Source organism: Paenibacillus sp. MAHUQ-63, assembly GCF_028765165.1.
In the GTDB taxonomy this organism is placed as follows: Bacteria; Bacillota; Bacilli; order Paenibacillales; family NBRC-103111; genus Paenibacillus_E.
Map to the genome: position 1 here is coordinate 240,998 of NZ_JARADB010000006.1, position 25,660 is coordinate 266,657.

At 53.7% G+C, this 25,660-nt stretch carries 23 protein-coding genes; 20 read left to right on the forward strand and 3 right to left on the reverse strand.

Annotated features, from left to right (window positions below):
• Nucleotides 1-16 precede the first annotated feature (16 nt).
• The 7 genes from queG (at nucleotide 17) to PUT07_RS28830 (ending at nucleotide 6,015) form a co-directional block, all read left to right on the forward strand.
• Nucleotides 17-1,204, forward strand: coding sequence for a tRNA epoxyqueuosine(34) reductase QueG (queG, locus tag PUT07_RS28800; RefSeq protein WP_274472236.1), 1,188 nt, complete (start codon nucleotides 17-19; stop codon nucleotides 1,202-1,204).
• Complete coding sequence (locus tag PUT07_RS28805) at nucleotides 1,201-1,764, forward strand: methylated-DNA--[protein]-cysteine S-methyltransferase (protein WP_274472237.1); 564 nt, start codon at nucleotides 1,201-1,203, stop codon at nucleotides 1,762-1,764. Before queG ends, PUT07_RS28805 begins: the two co-directional genes overlap by 4 nt.
• The gene (locus PUT07_RS28810; RefSeq protein ID WP_274472238.1) at nucleotides 1,761-2,792 is read left to right on the forward strand and encodes an HD-GYP domain-containing protein; all 1,032 of its coding nucleotides are present in this window, start codon (nucleotides 1,761-1,763) and stop codon (nucleotides 2,790-2,792) included. The genes PUT07_RS28805 and PUT07_RS28810 overlap by 4 nt, the downstream gene beginning before the upstream one ends.
• A 92-nt stretch (nucleotides 2,793-2,884) precedes the next feature.
• A complete protein-coding gene (locus tag PUT07_RS28815; protein WP_274472239.1) occupies nucleotides 2,885-3,094 on the forward strand; it encodes a YneF family protein in 210 nt (69 codons plus the stop codon).
• 132 nt (nucleotides 3,095-3,226) lie between these two features.
• On the forward strand, nucleotides 3,227-3,805 hold the full coding sequence (locus tag PUT07_RS28820) for a TetR/AcrR family transcriptional regulator (RefSeq protein ID WP_274472240.1): 579 nt from the start codon (nucleotides 3,227-3,229) through the stop codon (nucleotides 3,803-3,805).
• Between the two features lie 41 nt (nucleotides 3,806-3,846).
• Entirely contained in the window at nucleotides 3,847-4,437 is a 591-nt protein-coding gene (gene folE, locus PUT07_RS28825; protein ID WP_274472241.1) for a GTP cyclohydrolase I FolE, read from the forward strand.
• A 258-nt stretch (nucleotides 4,438-4,695) separates the two neighbouring features.
• The gene (locus PUT07_RS28830; protein WP_274472242.1) at nucleotides 4,696-6,015 is read left to right on the forward strand and encodes a deoxyguanosinetriphosphate triphosphohydrolase family protein; all 1,320 of its coding nucleotides are present in this window, start codon (nucleotides 4,696-4,698) and stop codon (nucleotides 6,013-6,015) included.
• Nucleotides 6,016-6,068: 53 nt separating this feature from the next.
• On the opposite strand, the gene PUT07_RS28835 is transcribed toward PUT07_RS28830, so the two are convergent.
• Nucleotides 6,069-7,088 (reverse strand): alpha/beta hydrolase, encoded by a 1,020-nt coding sequence (locus PUT07_RS28835; protein WP_274472243.1) that lies wholly within the window; start codon nucleotides 7,086-7,088, stop codon nucleotides 6,069-6,071.
• A gap of 314 nt (nucleotides 7,089-7,402) precedes the next feature.
• Here PUT07_RS28835 and PUT07_RS28840 point away from each other — a divergent pair, with 314 nt between their 5' ends.
• Nucleotides 7,403-8,146, forward strand: coding sequence for an IclR family transcriptional regulator (locus tag PUT07_RS28840; protein WP_274472285.1), 744 nt, complete (start codon nucleotides 7,403-7,405; stop codon nucleotides 8,144-8,146).
• 97 nt (nucleotides 8,147-8,243) lie between these two features.
• Complete coding sequence (locus PUT07_RS28845; RefSeq protein WP_274472244.1) at nucleotides 8,244-9,296, forward strand: cation diffusion facilitator family transporter; 1,053 nt, start codon at nucleotides 8,244-8,246, stop codon at nucleotides 9,294-9,296.
• Between the two features lie 57 nt (nucleotides 9,297-9,353).
• On the opposite strand, the gene sleB is transcribed toward PUT07_RS28845, so the two are convergent.
• Both sleB and acnA read right to left on the reverse strand, forming a co-directional pair.
• Nucleotides 9,354-10,013 (reverse strand): spore cortex-lytic enzyme, encoded by a 660-nt coding sequence (gene sleB / locus PUT07_RS28850; RefSeq protein ID WP_274472245.1) that lies wholly within the window; start codon nucleotides 10,011-10,013, stop codon nucleotides 9,354-9,356.
• A 716-nt stretch (nucleotides 10,014-10,729) separates the two neighbouring features.
• The gene (gene acnA, locus PUT07_RS28855; RefSeq protein ID WP_274472246.1) at nucleotides 10,730-13,447 is read right to left on the reverse strand and encodes an aconitate hydratase AcnA; all 2,718 of its coding nucleotides are present in this window, start codon (nucleotides 13,445-13,447) and stop codon (nucleotides 10,730-10,732) included.
• Nucleotides 13,448-13,741: 294 nt separating this feature from the next.
• Between acnA and PUT07_RS28860 the strand changes: the two genes are divergently transcribed.
• The 11 genes from PUT07_RS28860 to helD all read left to right on the forward strand — a co-directional run bounded on the left by PUT07_RS28860 (nucleotide 13,742) and on the right by helD (nucleotide 25,176).
• The gene (locus PUT07_RS28860; protein WP_274472247.1) at nucleotides 13,742-14,758 is read left to right on the forward strand and encodes an amidase domain-containing protein; all 1,017 of its coding nucleotides are present in this window, start codon (nucleotides 13,742-13,744) and stop codon (nucleotides 14,756-14,758) included.
• 51 nt (nucleotides 14,759-14,809) lie between these two features.
• Nucleotides 14,810-15,955 (forward strand): D-alanine--D-alanine ligase, encoded by a 1,146-nt coding sequence (locus PUT07_RS28865; RefSeq protein WP_274472248.1) that lies wholly within the window; start codon nucleotides 14,810-14,812, stop codon nucleotides 15,953-15,955.
• Nucleotides 15,956-15,961: 6 nt separating this feature from the next.
• Nucleotides 15,962-16,279 (forward strand): hypothetical protein, encoded by a 318-nt coding sequence (locus PUT07_RS28870; RefSeq protein ID WP_274472249.1) that lies wholly within the window; start codon nucleotides 15,962-15,964, stop codon nucleotides 16,277-16,279.
• A 148-nt stretch (nucleotides 16,280-16,427) separates the two neighbouring features.
• Nucleotides 16,428-16,724, forward strand: coding sequence for a hypothetical protein (locus PUT07_RS28875; protein ID WP_274472250.1), 297 nt, complete (start codon nucleotides 16,428-16,430; stop codon nucleotides 16,722-16,724).
• A gap of 89 nt (nucleotides 16,725-16,813) precedes the next feature.
• On the forward strand, nucleotides 16,814-17,800 hold the full coding sequence (gene uvsE / locus PUT07_RS28880; RefSeq protein ID WP_274472251.1) for a UV DNA damage repair endonuclease UvsE: 987 nt from the start codon (nucleotides 16,814-16,816) through the stop codon (nucleotides 17,798-17,800).
• A gap of 101 nt (nucleotides 17,801-17,901) precedes the next feature.
• Nucleotides 17,902-18,672, forward strand: a complete 771-nt coding sequence (fabI, locus tag PUT07_RS28885) for an enoyl-ACP reductase FabI (protein WP_274472252.1) — start codon at nucleotides 17,902-17,904, stop codon at nucleotides 18,670-18,672.
• A gap of 180 nt (nucleotides 18,673-18,852) precedes the next feature.
• Complete coding sequence (locus tag PUT07_RS28890) at nucleotides 18,853-19,713, forward strand: inositol monophosphatase family protein (RefSeq protein ID WP_274472253.1); 861 nt, start codon at nucleotides 18,853-18,855, stop codon at nucleotides 19,711-19,713.
• Nucleotides 19,714-19,842: 129 nt separating this feature from the next.
• A complete protein-coding gene (locus tag PUT07_RS28895) occupies nucleotides 19,843-20,820 on the forward strand; it encodes a sugar kinase (RefSeq protein ID WP_274472254.1) in 978 nt (325 codons plus the stop codon).
• Nucleotides 20,821-20,852: 32 nt separating this feature from the next.
• Complete coding sequence (locus PUT07_RS28900; protein ID WP_274472255.1) at nucleotides 20,853-21,515, forward strand: bifunctional 2-keto-4-hydroxyglutarate aldolase/2-keto-3-deoxy-6-phosphogluconate aldolase; 663 nt, start codon at nucleotides 20,853-20,855, stop codon at nucleotides 21,513-21,515.
• 60 nt (nucleotides 21,516-21,575) lie between these two features.
• Nucleotides 21,576-22,424 (forward strand): DinB family protein, encoded by an 849-nt coding sequence (locus PUT07_RS28905; RefSeq protein WP_274472256.1) that lies wholly within the window; start codon nucleotides 21,576-21,578, stop codon nucleotides 22,422-22,424.
• Between the two features lie 217 nt (nucleotides 22,425-22,641).
• Complete coding sequence (gene helD, locus PUT07_RS28910) at nucleotides 22,642-25,176, forward strand: RNA polymerase recycling motor HelD (protein WP_274472257.1); 2,535 nt, start codon at nucleotides 22,642-22,644, stop codon at nucleotides 25,174-25,176.
• Nucleotides 25,177-25,660: the final 484 nt, after the last annotated feature.

The window sequence follows — 25,660 nt, forward strand, 5'->3', positions numbered from 1 at the left end:
AGAGAGGTGGGGGCGAATGGCTCTTTCCATGGAGACAGCAACGAAAGCAGATATCAGCAGACTACAGCAAGAGATCGTGGAAGCCGCGCCGTCCCTCGGTATTGATAAGATCGGCTTCACGTCGGCGGAGCCGTTCACGGAATTGAAAGACATCCTTCTCCGTCACCGTGAGAAGGGGTTTGAATCCGGCTTCGAAGAGCCGGATATAGAGAAGCGGGTGCGCCCCGAGCTGAGCATGGACGCGCCGCGGTCGATCATCTCCATCGCGGTGGCGTACCCGTCGAAGCTGGCGAACCCGCCGCGCTCGGAGCCCGGCGCGTACCGGGGGATCATCTCGCGCGCCTCATGGGGGCGAGATTACCACGATGTGCTTCGCGACCGGCTTGCGAAGCTGGAGGCTTTCATCGCGGAACGGATGCCTGACGCGAGGCTGCAGAGCATGGTCGACACAGGCGCGCTGGTCGACCGGGCCGTTGCCGAACGGGCCGGGATCGGCTGGTCCGGCAAGAACTGCGCCGTGATCACCCCCGAGTGGGGATCGTGGGTATATCTCGGCGAGATGATTACAGATATCCCGTTCGCAGCAGATACCCCGATGATGGACCAATGCGGCGATTGCACGATCTGTATCGATGCGTGTCCCACCGGGGCGATCGTCGGCCCAGGGCAGCTGAACTCATCCCGCTGCATCTCCTTCATCACGCAGACGAAGGGATATGTGGAGGACGAGTTCAAGCTGAAGATCGGCAACCGCCTCTATGGCTGCGATACGTGCCAGATCGTCTGCCCCAAGAACAAGGGGATGAACTGGACGCATCATCCGGAATTCGAGCCTGACCCGGAGAAGGTCAAGCCGCTCTTGATCCCCTTGCTGACAATGTCCAACAAGGACTTCAAAGAACAATACGGCCGCATCGCGGCGTCTTGGCGGGGCAAGAAGCCGATCCAGCGCAACGCCATCATCGCGCTTGGGAATTTCAAGGACCGTACGGCAGTGCCGGTCCTCAACGAGCTGCTGCAGGCCGATCCGCGGCCTGAGATCCGAGCGACGGCGGCATGGGCGCTCGGGCGGATCGGCGGCGAAGACGCGGCTGCGGCCTTGGAGAAGGCGCAGCAGGACGAGCGGGAGCCGGCCGTACGGGAAGATATTGAGAAAGCGATCGCAGCGGTTGCAGCAAGTTCAAGGGAGATGGAATCGACATGACATCACGACAGCAAGCGGATTCGAACGTCCTTTACTATACGGAGATTAATTCCCCGATAGGCACGCTCCTGCTGGTTGCAAGCTCCAAGGGGCTCTGCCGGATCGCTTTCGGATCATTCGCAGATAACCAATACGAGCTGCGGCAATGGGCGGACCGCTGGTACGGCGGCTATGAGCTGCAAGAGCAAGCGTCCCGGCTGTCGCCGGCAGTCCGGCAGCTGGAGCAATATTTCAGCGGGGAACGCCTACGTTTTGACGGGGAAATGGATTTGCGGGGGACGGATTTTCAGAAAAAAGTATGGGCGGCCTTGTGCGATATTCCTTACGGTACGACGGCTTCCTACAAAGATATTGCCGAAGCCATTCAATCTCCGAAAGCGGTCCGAGCGGTCGGCGGTGCGAACAATAAGAATCCGATTCCCGTCATGATTCCGTGTCACCGGATCATTGGCGCCGGCGGGGATCTGGTCGGTTACGGCGGCGGTCTGGACATCAAAGTGAAGCTGTTGGATCTGGAACGGCCTGTGGCCAGGACCGAAGCGGGCAGGGGGAGCCTATGAAATACGTACATCTGGATACCGTGGAGCCGGGGCAATATTTGGGGCGCACCATTTTCGCCGGCAATGGATCGATTCTGCTTTCCGAAGGTGTGCAGCTGACGGTCTTCATGATTAATACGATGAACCGGATCGGCATTACGATGGTGTATATCAAGGATCCCAATCTGGAAGATGTGGAGATTCCGGAGCTCCTTTCGGAGGAGACGAAACGCATCGTCATGCAGCAGATGGGGCAGACCTTCGCCGCGATCCGCTCGGGCAAGGAATTCAATTCCCGTGCCATGAGCATTTCGATCGACACGCTGCTGGATGAAGTGATGAAGAACCGTGACGTGCTCGTCCAGTTGACCGATATCCGGACGAAAGATAACGAGAAGTACGTTCATGCGACGAACGTCTGTATGATGTCCGTTCTCATAGGGATCAATATGGGCTTTAACGTGACGCAGCTGAAAGAACTGGCCATCGGCGCACTCCTGCACGACATCGGCAAGGTTGAATTAACCTATGACGACGAATCGCCGGATGAGCGGAAGCACCATACTTGGCGGGGGTTTGAGCTCCTGAAGAACAAACGCGAGTTCAGTCTGCTCATCGCCCATGTCGCATTCCAACATCATGAAGCGTTAGACGGCGGCGGCATACCGAGAGGGTTGACCAGCGATGAGATTCATCTTTATGCGAAAATAACGGCAGTTGCGAATATGTACGATAATCTGTTATCCGGAGATTCGGAAGGGCGGCGTTTGCTGCCGTATGAGGCTTGCGAGCATATGATGGCTTTGGCGGGCACGAAGCTGGACCGGGAGGTTCTCATTCAATTTCTGAAAACCGTGTCCATCTACCCGACGGGAGCTTCCGTACGGTTGTCGAACCGGGAGACCGGGGTCGTTGTCGGCCAGCATCGCGGGCTGCCGAGCCGTCCGATCGTACGCATTGTGAAGCAGGACCAGTCGGATAACCAGCTGGAAATCAAGGAGCTCGATCTGGCGAAGCATACGACGTTGTTCATTGAGCAAGTGCTGTAAAATGCAGCCAGGCCATTTGTAAACTATTCGGCAGAAATGATATGATAAAGCAAGCAATCTATACACCATTTACACTTGCAGGGGGCATACTTATGTGGAGTTACATCATTCCCATTCTCACGTTGATTGTGGGCTTAGTGGGCGGATTTTTCATCGGCGTCTTCTATTTGAAGAGACAGCTGGAAGCGATGCAAAGCAATCCGGAAATGCTGGCCAAGATGGCCAAGCAAATGGGCTATAACATGAATAAACAGCAAATCAACAAGGCGCAGCAAATGATGAAAAACCAAAAGTGGAAATAATACAAGAGCGATAACTACTCCAGAGGGCTTTGCTGACCAACCGTTCGACCGGCGGGCAGTACGAGCCCTTCCTATTATGGCCGGACAGCATGAAATTAGGACATACCAGTACGATTCAGAGGTGGCTAGTCGATGGCAAGCAACAAAGACCGCATCTTGGAGGCCGCGATGGAACTATTTCATGATCATGGCTTCCAGGGGACGGGACTAGAGGATATTTTGTCGAGCAGCGGAGTATGCAAAAGTAATTTTTATTATCATTTCAAAAGCAAAGAAGAACTGGGCATAAGGGTCATTGAGCGCAAGGTGCAAGAAATGAGACAGTCCGTTATGGAGCCGAGCCTGGGGAATAGCAAGCTTTCGCCGAAGCAGCGCGTGCTGGCCTTATTCGAACGTATGATCACCTTCTGCGAGCAGCATGAATGCCGCAAAGGCTGCTTCTTCGGCAACTTGGCGCTGGAGCTGAGCGACAGCTCGGAGGAGCTGCGTAAGCCGCTTAGCGGTTTCTTCAGCGAGCTGGCGGCAGAGGTGGAAGCTTGCCTGCAGGAAGGACGTAAGCAGGGGGAGCTGTCGCTGCAGGGATTGACCCCGGTGGAGCTGGCGACGCCGATCGTTTCCTTGCTGGAAGGCGGCATGCTGTTGGCCAAAACGCACAAGGACAGCAAGGCGATGCGGGACGGGATCAAGGTGTTAACGGTGTGCATGGGCTGAGGTTTATGAGAAGAGGATATGAGAAGAGGAGTGGAGAGAAGATGGCATCTATTGAATACAAAAATACGAGAGTTGCTGAGAATCGCGAACAGATTGAGCATCATGTGAGGGAGATTCTGCGGTTGATCGGCGAGGATGTGGACCGGGAGGGCTTGCTGGACACGCCTGCGCGCGTTACACGGATGTATGAGGAAATCTTCGCCGGCTATGAAGCGAATCCTCGCGACGTGCTTGGCGTTACGTTCGACGAGCAGCATGAAGAGCTGGTCATTATCAAAGATATCATTTATTACAGTCAGTGCGAGCACCATATGGCGCCCTTCTTCGGGAAAGTGCACGTTGGGTACCTGCCCAGCGGCAAAGTAGCGGGATTGAGCAAGTTCGCCCGTCTGGTCGACGTCGTGACCCGCAAGCTGCAGGTGCAGGAGAGAATTACTTCGGAGATCGCCGACATCCTGGATGAAGTGCTGAAGCCGCACGGCGTGATGGTTGTCGTCGAAGGAGAGCATATGTGCATGTGCTCCAGAGGAGTCAAGAAGTACGGCAGCGAGACGATCACCTCGGCTGTGCGCGGCTCGTTCCGGACAGACTCAACGCTTCGCTCCGAGTTCCTTTCTTTGATCAATCGATGAGTTCATTGTTAAGGGGATGTGCATGAAGACAAAGGTCTTGTGCATCATCCCTTTTTTGCATGGAAAGCGGCAAGGTGACTTGTTGAGGGATGGATAGTTATAGTATTCTTTTATAAATAAAAAATGCTGCTGGTAACTGGCGTACATGCTGTAGCATAAACTGATAATAACGGCTGAAGGAATGCAGCGGCTTATTAACCAGCTATATACGATACATAATCAAAGAAGCCAGCAAGAGCACGATGAGGGGGCAAGCGAATGAACAACATACGAAAATACCGGCCCGGCGAGGCCGCTTCCTCTAAAGTGAGCGAAGAACGGGATGAATTTGAACGGGATTACGCCAGGCTGATCCAATCTCCGACGTTTCGGCGTCTTCAAGGCAAGTCGCAAGTGTTTGGCGCCGGCTCCGGCGACTATTACCGGACACGGCTGACGCATTCGCTGGAGGTGGCCCAAATTGCCAGGGAAGTAGCGAAGCGACTGGAGCGGACGAACCCTTTTCTGCAAAAGAGAGAGCATCCGGGACTTATCATTGACCCTACCGTGGTGGAATGCGCGTCCATTGCCCACGACTTCGGACATCCGCCATTCGGGCACAAAGGGGAAGAAGTACTCAACCATATTCTGATGAAGGACCACGGATTGAAATATGAGGGCAACGCGCAGAACTTCCGCATCTTGATGTTCCTCGAGAAGCGGGCGGGCAGCGAAAGCGGGCTCGATCTCACGGCCGCCGTGCTGCTCGGCATTAACAAGTATCCGTTCCTGCTGGAAGAGGAAGGAAGGCTCAAGGGGGTCTATGCTTCCGAATGGGAGATCATCCGCGAGCTTCGGCACCAGTGGCAGATGCCTGAGGGCTGCTCTACGCTGGAAGCACAGCTGATGGATTTATGCGACGATATCGCATACTCGACGCATGACATCGAAGACGGGATCCGCGCGGGCAAAATCCAGATGAACGCTACATTCTTCGAGGATCAGAGGCTCATCCGGCATTTGGTGATGGAAATTCTGAACGACCCCAACAAGCACAAATTCGGTTGGGAACAGATCGATATCGAGAAGATGGTCCGGCAAGTGCTGACGGATTACCTCGAGCAATGGCAGCAAATTTTTGCTGAGTGCAACCGGGAGGAGTCCCGCACGCGCAGGGAGATGAAGGCGCGCTGGGTAAGCTCCTTCGCCAGCCGGCTGGACATTCTCGACGATGCCGAACGGGGCTGGAAGAAGGTCGCGCTCGTGAAAGACGGTGCGGAGGATATGAATCTGCTGCGGACGATGGAAATTTTGAAGAAGCTGGCGTGGGTTACGTTGATCAAGGATTTCCGAGTCCTGCGTCTGCAGAAACGCAGCGAGATCATCGTCGAACGCTTATGGGAAAGCTTCATCGATCAGGATCGCGGCATGTGGATCATTCCGCCGGATTGGATCGACAGCTACGAACGCCGTAAGGGCAGTTGGAGCTGGCCGCGCTTCGTCGCCGATTATATCTCCGGCATGACTGACGCCTATGCGGAGAAGGTGTATGCGGAGCTGTTCGCGAGCAAGTCGGGTTCGATTTATGAAATGGACTAAAGGGCGGAATCGGATGTCCGCAAAAAAAATATCGACCCCGCAAGGGGTCGATTTTATAGGGAGGAGGGAATACCGGATGAATGGACGGCAGCCGGGGCTGGCGTCGATAACCCGTTCAGGAAGCTGAGCGTCGTGCTTACATATTTCTTCGGTTCTGCGCGGTACAGCAGCTCATGCTGCGCTTTGGGAATGATCCACAGCTTCGACTGCGCATCATGCTGTACTTTGAAAATGTCCTCTACCATTTCGTAAGGAGCCTTGGAATCCTCGGTCCCATGAATGAAATAGATGGGCATGGAGTAATCGGTTGATGTCACCTTCTTATACGGAACTTCGCGCAAGCTCACGCCGTTCAATAGCGGAAAGAATAAGCGAACGAGCGGGAGAGACGGGAATTTCGGTACGTTCACGACTTGCTTCATATTGTGATAGAGCGTATCCGGATTCAGCATGAAGGTGCTGTCCAGAATCATCCCTGAAATATCGGATCCTTGTTGGAGAGCGGCTTGAAGCGCAGTTCCTGCTCCCATGGAGAAGCCCCAGATATAGATCGGTCCGTCGGATAAGTGTTTCACATATTGGATGGCGCCCAGCAGCTCTTGTGATTCCTGGATGCCGCCGGTCATGATCCGTTCGTTGCCCGGCTGGACATAGCCGTAATCGAACATGAGCACATTATAGCTCTGCATATGAAGCTCGCGGGCCAAATTGTAGAGCGGAACCCATAGCTCTTCGCGATTGCCTCCGTAACCGTGGGAGAAAATGACGGTCTTATTGGATTGGGCTGGAATGAACCAACCGTCCAAATGGGAAGTGCCGTTCAAGCTAGGGAACGTGATACTGCTGTACGGAAGCCCGACAGCTCGCATCGGATCGGAATGCAGCGGATCGATATGCGGCCGCGCCAGCGTCCACGCAATATAGGCATGAAAGGCAAGCAGCAGCGACATGCATAAGGTTAAGATTGAGATCAGGATGGTGAGAATCAGCCTTCTTTTGCGTACAATCGGACGGGTAACGACCTGATCTAATGTAGGTTGAATTGAGCCAGGGGATAGTGATGTTGATGGCATCGCAGCACCCTCCCTCCATAGAATTAGTGTGGTTAAATCAGCTGCTCTGGGGTGATATCGGGAGAATGTTAAAATTATCTAAAAATTCAGATAAGTAATGTATTATCTTTATCTTATTCTGAATGCGCTTTCAAGTCAATGAGGGTGCGGGAAATGTAAAGCCCTTGTAATCGTTCTGTAACAATGGAAGAAACAGATGTTTGACCTTTACGCCCGTATGTAGTTTGGTTATACTAGATATAACTGGGTTTCATATAGTGAAACATCATATGGGTTTACATGGCTGGAAACATACAGTGAAAGTGGTGGTAGTCATGGAAGATAGCAAGCTGACCGTACGTGCAGTTGAGCGTGCTTTAGATATTATGCTCTGTTTTACCGGGGCGACCGAGCTGACATTGACGGAGATTGCAAGCCGTGTGGAGTTACATAAAAGTACGGTGCACCGCCTCTTGGCTTCGCTGGAAGGCAAGGGCTTCGTGATGCGCGACGCCGCCACGGATAAGTACCGGCTCGGTTATCGTCTATGGGAGCTGTCCGCCAACCTCTCCAAGGAGGGCGACCCCGGCATCATCCTGCTGCCGGAAATGGAACGGCTGCGCGATCTCCTCGGAGAGACGATCTCGTTGTATGTGCAGGACGGCCTGGAGCGGATTCGCATCCAAGCCGTGCAGAGCACGCACGCCATTCGCCGCGTCGCCCCTGTCGGGGCGCGAATGCCGCTCTACGTCGGCGCCTCGAGCAAGGTGCTCGTCGCCTTCGCGGAACCCTCGCTGCAGCAGCAGCTGCTGGCCTCGGCCGATTGGCCGGCCGGGCTTGACCAGCAGGCGTTCCTGCTGCAGCTCAGCGAAACGAAACGCGCCGGCTTCGCTACGAGCGTGGAAGAGCGCGAGCCCGGTGCGGCGGCGGTGGCCGCACCGATCTTGGACCACGGCGGCCGGCTTGTCGCCGCTCTCGCGGTTTCCGGTCCAGCGAACCGGCTGACGCTGGAGGAAATGCAAGCGCAGGCGCCTCTTATTATGGAGGCGGCGCGGCGCATGGGCACGATGCTGCGTTAGGGCAGCATCGTTGCAGAATCACCCCTATCCGGGTCATGGATAGGGGATTTTTTGCTTCCCGGAGGCTCATACTAGAAGACGGAAGGGAGTGGCGCGTATGAAGAAGACCGCCTCGATGCTGGCGATCTGGATCAGTCTCGCCAGCAATATTGTGCTTACAGCGATCAAGATTGCGGTAGGCCTTTTGTTCAACAGCCAGGTGCTTGTCGCTGACGGCATTCACAATGCCGGAGACGTCATCGCGACGGCGACGGCGTACAGCTCCATGCGCGTATCGAATAAGCCGGCGGATGTCGAGCATCCCTACGGCCACGGGAAAGCCGAGGTGCTCGGCGCCTTCATCGTGGCGATCATTTTGGCCGGGGCTGCGATTTATATGGGGTATCATTCGATTCATGCGCTTTTCGAGCCTGCGGGCGAGGCGCATTTGATTGCATTTATCGCGGCTCTCATATCGCTCATCTCCAAGCAAATCCTTTATGTGTACACCATGCGCGTCGGCCGCCGCCTTAACAGCAAAGGATTAATCGCCACGGCTTACGATCATTTGGCCGATGTGTATGCCTCCATCGCTGCTTCGGTCGGGATTGGCTTAGCGCTGATCGGCGACCGCTGGGGGTATGGGTTCCTGGCTTACGGGGATCCTGTCGCCGGGATTATCGTGTCCTTCCTGGTGCTGAAGCTGGCGTACGAAATGGGCCGAGAATCGTTCGATATTCTAATGGAGCGCAGCGTGAATATGGAGCAAATCCGGCAGTATGAGACGCAGATTCGGTCCGTCCCGGAGATTAAGCGCATCGACCGTTTGCGGGCACGCGAGCACGGTCACTATATCCTGGTCGATGCCAGACTCGGCGTCCCCGGCAGGCTGACGATTCAGGAAGGGCATGATATTTCCCGTCTGATCAAGCACAAAATTATGAGCGCTCATTCCGAGGTGGATGAGGTGCTCGTGCATTTCAATCCTTGGTATGCGGATGGTGATCCGCAAGCAGGCTCCGGTCCCGGCCTCAGCCCAAGCCTCGGCCCAAGCCTCGGCCCAAGCTCCAGCCCCGGCCCCAATCCAAGGTCCAGCCCAAGCTCCAACCCCGACTCTGCGGCTTCCTCCTCAGCCATGGAGGGCTCTGACGAAGAAAAGAGGCTGCACTGATCCGAAGATCAGGCTGCCTCTTTGTTTGGGGTTTGGGGGGATTGCTGATGTGATGGCTTATTTCGCGAAAATATGATTCCCGATCTGCACGGTCTGCGGACGCGACCAGATCCACGAGCTTGTCGCTGTTTGCGGGTTGAAGTAGTACAGAGCGCCTTTGGTCGGATCCCAGCCTCTCACAGCGTCCTGGGCTGCCAGGTAAGCGGTTCTGTCCGGCGTTAGCCAATACTGGCCATCGTCGACCGCGGTAAAGGCACCAGGTTGAAAAGCGATTTCCGTAATCGTATTCGGAAACTGTGAAGATTGAAGCCGGTTCATAATAACGGCGCCGACGGCAACTTGCCCTTCATAAGATTCCCCGCGTGCTTCGCTATAGATGAGTTTCGCGAGAATATCAAGCTCTGCCCGGTTCGCCGAGAAGTCGTACAGGGCGTTCCATGTATCTAAACCGGTAATGCCATCCGGCGTTAATCCGTAGTTGCTTTGGAAATTTCGAACAGCTTGCGTCGTGCTTTCCCCATATATGCCATCCATCGGCTTGGAATAGTAGCCGAGCATTTTCAGACGGAATTGAAGATCCCATACATCCCCATTTTGGCTTCCTCGTTTTAAAACCGCTGTTGCCGCGTAGGTGGTTTGCGTATAACTGCCAAGTGCAGAAGTAACACCAATTGCCGCGAACAGCATGACGAGGATGAACCTTTGTAATGATTTCATCATCATCTCTCCTTTCGCTTTCCTAATTATAGGCACGGGATTGTAGGGGGCTCAACCCACATTTATTGGAAATGTGTCCCAAACATGCGGTACGACTGGGTTTATCGGACTTTTTGAAAGCGGATTCATTCTCGCGCGTTAACACTTCTTTTGGGAATGGATGGAAGTCTGGGGGGCCGAAAGCAATCTGTCCGTATGGATGGGGGAGTGGAAATACGCCCCTGAGGTTCCATTTGACGCTTGGCGTTTTTGCAGGATTCCACCGCCGCGGTACTGAAACGGGGCAAACCTCCTCTCGAGCAAGCCGTAACAGGAATTCCTCCAGTTAATTCAGCGAGATAGGGCCCCTGTGGGCATGATAACGGGAAATACTCCAGTTAATTCTGAGAAAAGTGGCGTGCTAGCCGTTTCAACAGTTATTTTAACTGGAGTTATTCCCGCTATTAGCCTCAGGAGCCGAAGAATCGATGGAATAGCTGGAGTATTTCCATTTACGGCAGCCTAGCCGAAGAGAGCTCGGCAATTCTCGCGAAAGCGGATGAGAGTTCGAGTTCGGATTGGTGTTGTACCGAAACTGACATGCAGCAGTTGAGCTTGCTGAACCGCACCGAGGCAGAGAGCCGCTGCTACACTTGTTATGTATGCAGGCCGCGGCCGCCCGCCCAAACGCAAAAAAACCGACAGAGCGAATCGCCCTGTCGGTTATCCTTATGCTATTAGTTCTTCTCAGCCAAAATTTGGCGAAGAACAGTTTGCAGAATACCGCCGTTACGGTAGTAGTCCACATCAACCAAGCTGTCCAGACGAACAAGCACGTTGAAGTCGAAAGTTGTTCCGTCTTCGCGAGTTGCCGTTACTTTTACAGTCGAACCTGGTTGAACGTCGTTGCTCAGACCTGTGATATCGAACGTTTCGCGGCCTGTGATACCGAGTGTTTTCCAGCTAGTTCCGTCAAGGAACTGCAGCGGAAGAACGCCCATACCGACAAGGTTACTGCGGTGAATACGCTCGAAGCTTTCAGCGATAACGGCTTTCACGCCGAGCAGGAACGTACCTTTTGCCGCCCAGTCACGGGAGCTTCCGGTTCCGTACTCTTTACCAGCGATAACGACGAGGTTCTGGCCGTTCTCTTGATATTTCATGGATGCATCGTAGATGGACTCCACTTCGCCAGTTGGCAGGTAAGTCGTTACGCCGCCTTCTGTTCCTGGTGCCACTTGGTTACGAATACGGATGTTCGCGAACGTTCCGCGCATCATCACTTCGTGGTTACCGCGGCGGGAACCGTAGGAGTTGAAGTCTTCTCTTTTTACACCATGATCGATCAAGTATTTGCCAGCCGGGCTGTCAACTTTGATGTTACCTGCAGGGGAGATGTGGTCCGTTGTAACGGAATCGCCCATGAGTGCCAAAGTTTTCGCGCCGCGGATATCAGCGATATCATCCAGAACCGTACCCAGATCCGTGAAGAAAGGAGGCTCTTGAATGTAAGTGGAGTTCGTGTCGAACTCGTACAGGTCGCCTTCCGGAATAGCGATTTGGTTGAAACGCTCATTCGCACGGAATACGTTGCTGTATTTGTCGCGGAACATGTCTGCGCTCATCGCTACGCCAAGAGCTTCTTGAATCTCTTGGTTCGTTGGCCAGATGTCTTTGAGGTAAACTGGTTGATTGCTTTGGTCGTAGCCGATCGGATCGTTAGCCAAATCAATGTTCACTGTACCTGCAAGAGCATAGGCAACAACGAGTGGAGGGGATCCCAGGTAGTTCGCTTTCACTTGAGCATGAACGCGGCCTTCGAAGTTACGGTTACCGGAAATAACAGCAGCTACCGTCATATCGTTGTCAGCGATCGCTTTGCTAACTTCATCCGGAAGCGGACCGGAGTTACCGATACAAGTTGCGCAGCCGTAACCTGCAACGTGGAAGCCCAGAGCTTCCAGCGGCTCAAGCAAGCCTGCTTTCACCAGGTACTCGGTAACAACCAAGGAACCAGGTGTCAGGGAGCTTTTCACGAATGCCGGTTTTCTCAAACCGCGAGCTACGGCTTTCTTCGCCACAAGACCTGCACCCAGCATAACGCTTGGGTTGGATGTGTTCGTACAGGAAGTGATCGCTGCGATAACAACGGAACCTGTCGTCATTTTCACAGTATCGCCGTTCGGATAGACCACATCGACTTGCTCGTTGATTTTCTCTTCAGACAGACCGTATCCGCCTTTGTCGATTGGCGTACGGATGATGGAGTTGAAGGACTCCTTCATGTTCGTAAGCTCAACGCGGTCTTGCGGACGCTTAGGACCAGCCAAGCTTGGTACGACGGAACCGAGATCAAGCTCAAGGACATCCGTGAACACAGGATCTGGCGTAGCGTCCGTACGGAACATGCCTTGCGCTTTGTAATAAGCTTCTACGAGGGCGATTTGCTCTTCGTCGCGGCCAGTGCCTCTGAGGTAGTTCAGCGTTTCTTGGTCAACTGGGAAGAAGCCGATGGTTGCGCCGTACTCAGGAGCCATGTTCGCTACAGTTGCACGGTCAGCCAGGGAGATGTTGCTCAGACCAGGACCGAAGAACTCGACGAATTTGCCGACTACGCCTTTTTTACGCAAAATTTGCGTTACAGTCAGAGCCAAGTCCGTTGCCGTAGCGCCTTCTGCCAAGTGGCCAGTCAATTTGAAACCTACAACGTCCGGTGCAACGAAGTACAACGGTTGGCCAAGCATACCGGCTTCAGCTTCGATACCGCCGACGCCCCAACCTACAACGCCAAGACCGTTGATCATCGTTGTATGGGAGTCCGTACCAACCAAGGAATCCGGATATACGACAGTTTCGCCGTCGATTGTTTTGGTAGCTGCAACAGATGCCAAGTACTCCAAGTTTACTTGGTGAACAATACCTGTTGACGGAGGAACCGCACGGAAATTATCGAACGCAGTTTGCGCCCAACGAAGGAAACGGTAACGCTCTTCGTTTCTTTCGAATTCTAAGTTAATGTTCGTGTCGAGCGCATCCGGGGATCCGAAAGCGTCAACCATGACAGAGTGGTCGATAACAAGGTCTACAGGAACAAGCGGGTTGATCCGTTTAGGGTCTCCGCCTTCACGAGCCATTGTCGCACGCATTGCCGCAAGGTCAACGACGACAGGAACGCCTGTGAAGTCCTGAAGAACGATACGAGCTGGAATGAAAGGAATTTCTTTGTTGTCATCGCGGCCTTCAGCCCAGCCAGCGATTTGTTTGACGTGGTCGCTTGTAATCGCGCGGCCGTCGAATTGACGGATCGCAGCTTCGAGCAATACGCGAATGGAAACAGGAAGATTGCTGATCGTTCCGTGACCTTGGCTTTCGAAGTCAGGAAGACTGTAGTACTGGAATGATTTCGTTCCAACAGTTAACTGCTTACGCACAGAAAAAGTGTCCTTATTGGACATGGGTTATTCCTCCTTTAAATATCTTCATCCATTGCGTTTCATCTAGTGAAACCCAATTTCATTAATCCCCTATCTCAAGTATAGCGTTTCGCTGTGATTGAGTAAAGATTTATTTCAATCATTTTTACCGTTTAAATGTCATATATTGAATCAATTCAAAGCAAATCGGGCTCGTCCTACGATAACAGTTATTTTGCCGCATAGCGTAATTTCCATAAATGAATGATTCCTATCCAGCAAGCGACTGCGCAGCCATTTTGTCATGCAAAAAAACTTTTTGGGAGGGTTACCCCGATGTCCTGGAAAACAGCGCTCTATCATTATGTTCATGCCAAAAATCAAGCGGAGCTCGAAGGCTCCGCAGCGCCGCTAGAAGCCTATATCTCAGATAGCGCTTCTGTAAGAAAGCAGGATATCAGGGCCCGCAGGCTCCTGGAAAGCTTTCGGGAACGCGATGCCAAGCTGCTGCGAGGAGAGACCAAGCTGCGTCTCACCGGTGTCCGGGAAACCGCGTATGGGATCATAGCGGACATCCAGCTTCACCGGCAGCTGCACTACCGGATCGGATCGGCTGCGCATCTCGAAGAGCGGATGGAGTCGGAACGCGTCGTCATCGACAGTACGGCGAATCGTTGGCTCGTTAGAACGACGGAGTCCCTGCAAGGGGAACGATCGTTCCCGGGCAAGCGGGGCGTCTTTTTGCCTGAGCAGGAACAATTATCGGAGGGGGTCCGGAGGGCGCCGTCCCTCCCGTATATCAACCATAGTATACTCAATAGCGGAGCTCAGGAATTCGTTTCCCGCAAAATCATTTATAACCGTCCCAAAGCCGTCCAATATGCGGAAACGTGGTGGCAAACGCCCAATCCGAAGTATGAGGAATTTGAAGTCGATTGCACGAATTTTGTCTCGCAATGCCTCTTTGCAGGCGGGGCTCCAATGGACTATACTGGGAAAAGGGATTTGGGCTGGTGGTATGCGGGCCGAAGAGGCAATCAAGAGCTCTGGAGCTTCTCCTGGGCGGTCGCCAACAGCTTGCAAAGCTTTCTCGCGCACAGCCGCAAAGGGCTGCAGGGCCATGCTGTCGAAGACCCCCGCGAGCTTGAGCCGGGCGACACGATCTCTTATGACTGGGACGGCGATGGCCGGTACCAGCACAATGTAATTGTGACGGGCAAGGATGCCAACGGCATGCCGCTCGTCAACGCGCACACCTATAACAGCCGCAATCGTTATTGGGCTTATAAAGATTCGCCTGCCTGGACGGAGCGCACCAAGTACGTTTTCGTTCGGGTTGCTGATGAAATGTGATCTGTTTTTAATGAAGAATGAAGGAATAGAACGACTAGACGGAGGTACGCAATGAGCGGCAAAATTAAGGTTGGACTCATCTATGGGGGGAAATCAGGAGAGCATGACGTGTCCTTGCAGACAGCTATGGCCGTTATGAAAGCCGTGGACTTCACGAAATATGAAGTGATCCCGTTTTATATCTCCAAAAGTGGCGAATGGAGAAGCGGCGCTCCACTACTCGCTCCCATAACATCGAAAGAGGTGCTGACCTTCAGCAGCGGAGATGCTGCCAACGCACCTGTTTCTAATGCTTTGGCACCTATTTTCGGCGCTGTCCAGCAAAAAGGCGATGTCGCAATCGCTGCAGCGGCGCAGGCTGGAACGAAAGATGCAGGGTTGGATGTGATTTTCCCGCTGCTGCACGGTACGTTCGGCGAAGACGGGACGATCCAAGGATTATTGGAAATGGCGAACGTTCCTTACGTAGGAGCAGGGGTGCTTGCTTCCGCCGTGGGCATGGATAAAGTCATGATGAAGAAGATCTTTGCGCAAGAAGGGCTTCCGCAATGTATTTTCCGTCATTTCACACGGGCGGAGTGGGAGAGAAATCGTGCCTATCACCTCGTTGAACTCGAGACGGCGATCGGCTACCCTTGCTTCGTAAAGCCGGCGAACCTGGGCTCCAGCGTTGGAATTTCCAAAGCTAGAAATCAAGAGGAGCTTATTCGGGCGGTTAATTTCGCCTTCCAATACGACCGCAAGGTGATTATTGAAGAAAATATCGATGCCCGGGAGATCGAAGTCGCTGTTCTTGGCAATGACGAGCCGCAAGCTTCCGTTGCCGGTGAAATCGTGTCCTCGAACGAATTCTACGATTACAAAGCGAAATATGTAGACGGCAAATCGGCGATGGTCATTCCGGCGGAGATTCCGACGGAGATATCAGAGCGCATCAGAGAGCTGGCGATTAAAGCTTTCCAGGCGATCGACGGCAGCGGCTTATCCCGTGTTGACTTCTTCCTGGGCAAAGCCGATCAGAAGGTTTATATCAACGAAATCAATACGATGCCTGGCTTTACGCCTTTCAGTATGTACCCGCTGTTATGGCAGGAATCGGGCAAACCCTACGCAGAGCTGCTGGACGATCTGATTCGTCTGGCTATTGACCGGCATACGGCGAAGCAAAATATCCAATATACTTTTGATGTGGAGTAGATGCTCATGGGATTTCAAACGGAATTCAATTCGGTCTGTAAATTCAAGTCCGCGCAGGAGTTGTTCGAGCTGTTGGAATACGGCCGCGGCAAAATGGTCAAAAGCGGTTTCCGCGTCTTCCCGACAGGGCAGAAGGTGATTGCGTATACCCCTGACAATCAGGCGATCGCAATTGTCAAAATTCTGGCCTCCATCGCGGAAATCAACTTCCAAGGCGAAGAAGTGACGCAGGTGGAGATGGAGCTGGTTCGCCGGCTGACGGAAGAAGAGGCAACCGTCCAAACGAAGCTCGCCCACGAAATGTTTTTCGGAGAGCAAGCTTAATAGAAGAAGACATCGTCCGGATGGACGGTGTCTTTTTTATACCGTGGTACTGCAAGCGGTACTACAAGAAGTTAGTACTTATTCTCCCGGTCCGGCAGAGCTACAATAGTCTGTAGATGCATTTAGCAACACGGAAGGAATGAGTGTATTGAGAAAATTTCGCGCCTACTGGCTTTTTAATATCCTTTTCGGTATCCCGACGCCCTATGTCGTCATCTTTCTGATATTTGGCTTTTACGGCTTCATGTCGCCATCTTCGACGCAGGATAAGTATGTCGCCGCGGCAGCCTTAATCCTATATATTCTTGTATGGTTGATCGGGAATATAATCATCCTGCGCAAAGAGGACCGCGGAACCATGCTGGGGATGCTGGCGCTAAGCCCTTTGCCGATCGGCGTCGCGGCTTTTTGCAGCTTCAAGATCATCATGGCGCTAACCGCGTGAAGGAAGCGAACCTTCAAGGTATGGCGCTTCTGAACCCTGGGTAACCTAAGACAGTATTTTTTACCATGACTTCTTGGAGGTTCACAGGCATGATGATTCGCCTCGGGTATGTGGCGATGTCGACGGTCGTCAAGAACGCCTCGCCGTCCAAAACAATGACAGCCACCAACTTCAGCAAGCTGGCGGACCGTGAGGCCGCGATACGGAAGCTGGAGCGCATAGGCGCGGAAAACCTTCATAATACGCTCCGGCTGCTGCGGCATAACCGGGCGCATGACATCATGGTTTTCCGCTTCTCCTCCAGGTTCATTCCCCTTATCGGGCATGAGATGCTCGGAGACTGGGATCCGATACCCGTGCTCTCCGCCGAATTCGAAGAGCTTGGCGCCTACGCCAGACAGTGGGGCATGCGCGTGAGCTTTCACCCGGACCACTTCACCGTGCTTAGTACGCCGAAGGCCGATGTACTGCAGAAGTCCGTCGCCGATCTGGAGCGGCATAATGCGATGCTGGACGCGATGGGGTTCGGCCCTGAAGCCATGTACAACATTCATGTCGGGGGTTCGTACGGGGATAAGCAGAAGGCCGCGAAACGGTTTATTCAGAATTTCGCAGCGCTCCGTCCCGAGATCCGGCACAGAATTACGCTCGAGAATGATGATAAGACGTTCACCGCCGGAGAGACGCTGGAGATTGCGGAAACCGTCGGAGTGCCCATGGTTCTGGACGTGCATCACCACGCCGTCAATAACGAGGGAGAGGACGCCGCCGAGATGTGGCCGCGCATTCAGCGCACGTGGTTAAGACCGGAGATCAGCCTGTCTTCGCCTGAAGAGGCGCTTCCGCCCAAAATACACATTTCCAGTCCCAAGAGCGAATCCGACCCGAGAAGCCATGCCGATTATGTTGAGATCGGTCCCCTGATGACATTCCTCCGCGCCATAGCGCCGACAACACCGAGATTGGACATCATGATCGAAGCCAAAATGAAGGACGAAGCGCTATTTCGCCTCATGGAGGACTTCAAGCTCCAGGAAGGAGTCACGGTCAGGGACCAAGCATCCGTCGAGCTGTAGCGATTCCGTATTTATTTCTTGAATTGTTTGGCAAAATGGGGTACTTTGGAGAATGGGTAATAGTACGCATAATCCAATGTTGAGAGGGGTTTTCCGCGACCATGAGTCAACTGTTAGCAGGAAAAAATATACTTGTCATGGGTGTTGCCAACGACCGCAGCATCGCATGGGCGATTGCGCAATCCTTAGCGGCACAAGGCGCTAATCTGGTGTTTACGTATGAGAACGAGCGCGTTGAGGAACGCGTGCGCAAGCTGGCCGACACGATCCCTGGTGCTACGCTGATGCCTTGCAACGTTACGGTGGATGCCGAGATCGACACGCTGGCTGAGACGCTGAAGGACAAGCTCGGCGTTGTTCATGGACTTGTACATAGCATTGCTTTTGCCAGAACGGAAGAGCTGGACGGCTTGTTCGTCGACACCTCCCGCGATGGTTTCGCCTTGGCGCACGACATCTCCGCGTACTCGCTCGTCGCGGTGTCCAAGCGCATTTATCCGCTGATGACGGAAGGCGGCAGCATCATGACGATGACCTACCTCGGCGCAGAACGCGCGATGAAGAACTACAACGTCATGGGCGTGGCCAAAGCGGCATTGGAAGCTTCCGTACGCTACCTGGCGGCTGATCTCGGCCAATTCGGCATTCGCGTGAACGGCATTTCCGCAGGGCCGATCCGTACGCTGGCTGCCAAAGGCATCAAAGATTTCAACTCCATCCTGCGTCAAGTGGAAGAGAAAGCCCCGCTGCGCAAAACGACCGAAACAGCCGAAGTAGGCGACACGGCGATGTTCTTAATGAGCAACCTGTCCCGCGGCATCACGGGCGAAGTGATTTATGTGGACGGCGGATACCATATCGTCGGCGTTTAATAAGATTCGTTGATATAAGAAACGGTCCGTATTGCCCTAAGCCGGCAGTGCGGATTTTTATTTTTGCGATATGTATGATTGTACGAATATTTTGGGATGAAACGTACTAGTATTACAAACGTATAATTTACTATACTTAATTTACTTATAAATTCAATTAATAAGAAAGAGTTGATATAAATGTCAAATAGTGGCGCGGAACCTTATGTAATCGGGAGTAAAAGCTTCACGGCAGTGGCTATTAACACGGCGGCCAAAGCAGGTGAATGGATTAAGAGCAAGATGGGAGATATCAATCGCATCGACACGAAATACTCACCGCAGGACCTGGTGACGGAAGTGGATAAGGGCTCTGAGAAGCTTATCCGCAATTTGATTATGACGCATTTCCCTAATCATTCGATTCTGGGGGAAGAGGGCGTAGAACCGGGACCGGAAGCTTCGGCAAGGGCGCTGCAAGCGATGATCGAAGAGGAATACCTCTGGATCGTGGATCCGATTGACGGCACGACCAACTTCGTTCACGGCTTTCCGTTCTTCTCCGTCTCGATCGCACTGGCTCACAAAGGCGAGATCATTGTAGGCGTCGTGTATGACCCTTCCCGTGACGAACTGTTCGTTGCCGAGAAAGGCAAAGGGGCTTACATGCACGGCAAAAGGGCGCTCGTATCCGAGGAAGACCGATTGTCGAGCTCTCTGGTGGCAACAGGGTTCCCGGCTGACCGCAACGGGGCTCTGCCGATTAACCTGAAGGGCGTGCAGGCGCTGGCGCCCAAAGTGCGCAACCTGCGCGTAGCCGGTTCGGCAGCCTTGCATCTGGCTTATGTCGCGACAGGCAGACTGAGCGGCTTCTGGGAAGTTGGCCTGAACGCTTGGGATATCGCGGCGGGAGCCTTATTGATTCAGGAGTCCGGCGGCCAAGTGACGGATACGGAAGGAAGGCCATACAATTTGGCCGTGCGCAATGTGCTGGCAACGAATGGACATATCCATGATGAGCTGCGGCAGGAGCTGGCGCAAGCGCAAGCGACCGGGTTTTAGATAGTGACAGGAGGAGCCGCGATGGCGGCTCTTTTTTGTTGGCAATAGGGCGTTAATGCACTATAATATGAGGTATAATCATAGTTTAAACGTTTCAATTAACATTCAGAGAATGGATGGAGACTATTCATGACAATGAACACACAAGCTCAATCGCTAGCGTCACCTGACATTATCACTTTCGGAGAAACAATGGCGCTGCTCATGCCATCTAACGGGAAGGGGCTCGAGTATTCATCCGAGCTTCACAGTTTATTCGGCGGCGCGGAAAGCAACGTGGCGATCGGTATCTCCCGTCTGGGCGGCAGCGCGGGCTGGTTCGGACGTCTAGGCAAAGATCCGATGGGCCGTCTGATTTACAAAAAAATCCGCGGCGAAGGCGTCGACGTCTCCCGCGCTGAATTGACGGCGGAAGCTCCCACAGGCCTGATGATGCGCGAAGTCATCATGGGCAAAACGTCCGTCTACTATTACCGCAAAAATTCGGCCGCCAGCCGTATGAGCGTGCAGCACCTGGACGAGACCTATATCGCCGGAGCGAAGATGCTGCACCTGACAGGCATCACGCCGGCGTTAAGCGAATCTTGCAAAGAGGCCGCTTTCGAAGCCGTCCGCATCGCCCGCAAGCATGGCGTCAAAGTCAGCTTTGACCCTAATCTGCGGCTGAAGCTATGGAGCATCGACGAAGCGCGACCTGTGCTGCTGGAGTTGGCCGGCCTGTGCGATATTTTCCTGCCGGGGCTGGATGAGCTGAAGCTTCTGTACCAGACGGAAGACTGGGATGTGATCGTAAGCAAGCTGCGTGAGCTGTCGGCAATCTCCATAGTCAAAGGCGGAGAGACCGAAACGTATGTCGTCACGAAGGACGCCGTCACGGCCGTCCCTTATTTCAAGGCGGAGCAAGTGGTCGATACGGTTGGCGCAGGAGATGGCTTTTGTGCAGGGTTTCTGGTAGGCTTGTCCAAAGGATACGAGTACACCGAAGCGGTGCGTATCGGCAATCTGGTAGGCTCTCTGATCGTGCAAACCGAGGGCGACTGGGAAGGCGCTCCTACTTGGGAGCAAGTGGATGCCATTCTTAACGATGTTAAACATATAGAACGCTAAATGCATGCTTGCAAAAGAAGGAGAAGATTCCGTTGAAGAAATTGAAACTTGTTCAGCAAATATCAAATGAAGGCGTCGTAGCCGTCCTCCGTGGCGAAACGCCGGAAGAAGTCGTAGAAATGGCGAATCAAGCCATTGCAGGGGGCATCAAAGTCATCGAGGTCACAATGACGGTGCCATTCGCGCTGCGCGCCATCGAGGAGCTTGCGAAGCGCTACTCGAGCACTACGCAGGACGCATCCAAATACGCGATCATCGGCGTGGGCACGGCCCTCGACCCGGAAACAGCGCGTGCTGCGATTCTGAGCGGTGCCGAGTTCGTCGTCGGCCCGTCGCTGAACCCCGGCACGGTTGCACTGTGCAACCGTTACCGCGTGCCCGTCATGCCAGGGTGCATGACGATCCAGGAAATTCAAACGGCGCTGGAGCTTGGCGTCGATATCGTGAAGCTGTTCCCGGGTAACCTCTATTCCCCGGCGATGATTAAAGCCATTAAAGGTCCGCTGCCGCAGGCGAACATTATGCCAACCGGCGGGGTCTCGCTGAGCAACCTCGGCGAATGGATCCAAGCCGGCGCCGTAGCCGTCGGCATCGGCTCCGATTTGACCAGCGAAGCGGTCAAAACCGGCAATTACAGCCTTGTCGCTAAGAAGGCTGCCCAATATATCGAGGCCTACCAAGCGGCCAAGAAGTAGGATTTGGATGCGCTCCGTCGAATGGATGACGGAGCGCTTTTTTTTGTGGGAGGGATCGCATTGGGTCATGAAGGGGCGAGACTGCTTTTGCAAGTGGACGACCTGCAAGCGTCGATAGCTTATTATACAGCCCGGCTTGGCTGGACACTGTTGGAAACCGGGGCGGCCGGCCATGCGGCGCTGATGCATATCCTTAACGATTATCGAGCGGTATTAATCGAACGCGGTCAACCGGCCGGGAGCTGGCTGCTGCCTAAATATACCGCTCCGAAGCCCGGCGACTTGATCTACCTGGGCGTTCCTTCTGTTAACGAAGTGGAGCGAGACCTGCTAGACAAGGACTTCGGGGAGCTAAAAAAAGAAGAAGATCCCGGCCATATTCGCAAACTAATCGTACCGGATCTCAACGGGTATACATGGGTGTATTGGGAAGAACTTGCCGCAACGGATGAGGAAATAGCAGCTATGTATGCAGACGGACCGGGAGAGCTGGAACGTGTGGTAGCCGGCTTGACGGCCGGGCAGTTGGGCTTATCCATCGAACCGGGTAAGTGGACGATACGCGAGCATGTGCTGCATGTGGTGGACTTGGAGCAAGTCGCCATGCATAAAGTGAAATATGCCCTGGCTGAGCCAGGCCGTTCGTTCCAAGGCAACAGCTTCTCCCAGGACGACTGGTGCGCAGGGCTTGATTACCGCAACAGGCCGATCCGTGCAGAGCTCCTGCTGTTCCGAGCTATGCGGGAGCATATCCTGGGCTTGTGCGAGCATTTGCCGGACGCCTTACAGCGCTCGGTGATCACTCAAGATCGCGAGGAAACAGTGGCGAAACTGTTGAAGATGATGGCAGGCCACGCGCTGCATCATATCCGAACGGTGCAGAGGATTCGCGAGCTGCATAATTGTTAAGAAGGTAACATAATTACTGGGCAAACAGGATAAGCATACAGAAAACCCTAGGTCAGAAAAGTGACCTAGGGTTTATTGATTATGGGCGATTAATCTGCTAAGATATAGAGTGATACAATATTTAGGATAAATAACATTATTATCCTAATATAATTATAGCATGAAGACAAGATCAATGTCAAACCGCAATTCATTTGGCGAGAAAAGAGGCGTTGTTATGAGTCTGACAGATCAGGATTGGGCGGCAGAAAAGCGAAGAGTGGAAGAAGTAACAGCACAAATGAGTGTCAAAATAACAGAACTTACGGAGCAGGTCGGTCTCGTTCAATCCGATGTCGTAGAAATTCGCAAGCATTATTGGGACGAAGTGACGATGGATATGAGTACGACGGAAGATGCGATGGAATCCATTGCTAGCATGAGGCAGCAATCGGAGGTGCTGGCTGAACGGGAACGTACGCACCGTCAAGCATCTAAGACATTGGGTAATTTGAAGCGGCTGGTGAGTTCGCCTTATTTTGGCCGTATTGATTTTATCGAGCGGGGAGATCAGACGGCGGAGGCGGTCTACTTGGGCATTGCTTCTTTTCTGGATGAGGAGGAGGGACTGTATCTCGTGTATGATTGGCGAGCACCTATCTCGAGCTTGTATTACGACTATGCGCCGGGAGAGGTTGCGTTTACGACACCGGGGGGCACCGTTGAGGGCCGCATGGAGCTGAAGCGGCAGTACGTCATCCGCGACGGGCAAATACGTCTCATGTTCGATACCGGCGTGACCATTGGAGATGAGCTGCTGAAGCAGGTGCTCTCCAAAAGCTCCGATGCGCACATGAAAACCATTGTCGCTACGATCCAAAGCGAGCAGAACCGGATTATCCGCAACGATCAAGCCCGTATGCTGATCGTGCAAGGCGCTGCCGGCAGCGGCAAAACATCGGCGGCACTGCAAAGAGTGGCCTACCTGCTCTACAAACATCGGGAAACGCTCAGTGCCGATCAGATGGTTTTGTTTTCACCCAATCCGCTGTTCAACCATTACGTATCTAACGTACTCCCGGAGTTAGGGGAGGAGAACATGCAGCAAACGACCTATCAAGCCTATCTGGAGCACCGGCTGGGCGCTATGTTCGACGTGGAAGACGCGTACATGCAGCTGGAATACGTATTGACGCAGGGGCAAGAGCGGGCTGACTACGAAGGGGCTCCGGAGTTGCTGGAGGAGGCATACGCAGCCAGGATAAGCGGAATACAATATAAGTCTTCCACATCGTTTCTGGAGGTTATTGAAGCCTATAAAAAGCGTTTGGAGCATGCCGGCATGCGGTTTCACCCTATTCGGTTTCGGGAGAAGGAAGTGCTGGGCGCAGATCGCCTGACAGCACGTTTCTATAGCTACGATCCGTCGATTAGACTGCCGAACCGTTTGGAATTGATGAAAGGATGGATTGTGGAGCAGTTGGAAAGCTTTGCCGAGCAGGAGATGGAAGAACCCTGGATCGATGAGGAGATCGAGCTTCTCAGCAACGAAGAATATCACAAAGCATACATGAAGCTCCGCAAAATGGAAGGCGGCCTCAACGCCTCATTCGATGATTATGAGCAGGAAAGACATCTGCTGGCCCAAGTCGTCATGAAGGAGCACTTAAAACCCGTACGAAGCGCAGTCAAGCGGCTTGAGTTCGTGGATCTGGTCGGGCTGTACGGGCAGCTTTTCGGGCTTCGGGCGGAGGATGGAGTGGAAGCAGAGGCAGTAGAAGGGGGAGCAGTAGGAACAGGACTAGGAGTAGGAGCAGGAGCAAGAGTAGGAGTAGATGGAGGAACAGAAGCAGGAGCGGAAGCAGATGCAGCAGCAGAAGCGAGAGTGGAAGTGGAAGCAACAACGGAGATGGCGGATATGCCGGCCTTCTGGCCGCAAATCTGCAAGCGGACGTTGGAGGAGTTGGCGCATGCCAGACTGCCGTACGAGGACACGACGCCGTTTCTTTACATGATGGAAGCCGTTCTCGGCTTCCGGACGAACGCCTCCGTGCGTCACGTCATCATCGACGAAGCGCAGGACTACTCTCCATTTCAGTTGGCCTATCTGAAACGGCTCTTTCCACGCAGCCGCATGACAGCGCTGGGCGACCTCAACCAGGCGATCTTCTCGCACGCTTCCGCGTACAGCGAAATCGATCCGATCGCCGCCCTGTACGGGCCGGAACAAACGGAAGTGATCCGTTTGTTCCGCAGTTATCGCTCCACGCGCGAGATCGTGGAGTTCACCCGCGGCATCGTGCCGGGCGGCGATGCCATAAAGCCATTCACCCGCGACGGCGCCTTGCCGCGGGTGGTGGTCGCCAGCGATCGCGGATCGCTGCATAGCGGACTCGCAGCCGAGGTGAACCGGCTGCTCGGGGAGGGCTATGCCTCAATCGCGATCATAACCAAAACCGCGAGCGAGAGTGCGCTCGCGCATCAAGCCCTTACGCCCCTGCTGCAGGCAGCGCCGGGGCTTATCACCAAAGACAGCCCGACCTTTGAGCCGGGCGTCCTCGTCATCCCTTCGTATCTTGCGAAGGGGGTCGAATTCGATGCCGTACTCATCTATGATGGTTCCCATCATCAGTACGGCCGTGTGAATGAGCGCAAGCTGTTTTACACGGCTTGCACACGGGCGATGCATGAATTGTGCATCTTCACTTTAGGTGAACCAAGCCAGTTTATAACGAGTCAACCACGCGATACTTATGTCAATGTGGAAGGATAACGTGCTAGGGCTCGCTACTTGAAGGAGACTGACATATTGGGGTGGAGAACTCAGTGCGGGCCGCTTTATGCCTACTATCCCATTGGCTCAGGGTGTGAGATGTGAGCAATGTCCGCCTATGACCACTATCCCATTGGCTCAGGGTGTGAGATGTGAGCAATGTCCGCCTATGACCACTATCTCATAGGCTCAGGGTGTGAGATGCGAGGAATGCCCGCCTATGACCACTATCCCATTGGCTCAGGGTGTGAGATGCAGGGGAATGCTCGCCTTATGGCCACTATCCCATAGGCTCAGGGGTGTGAGATGCGGGGAAAGCTTGCCTATGACCACTATCCCATAGGCTCAGGGGTGTGAGGTGCGAGGAATGCTCGCCTATGAGTATTATCCCCATGAGTCTGGATAACTGAGGAGAAGGGATAGTGCTGCAAGAGGTAGGTCCGAGGAGGAACTGAGCGAAAGGGATAGTGCCGCAAGCGGCAGG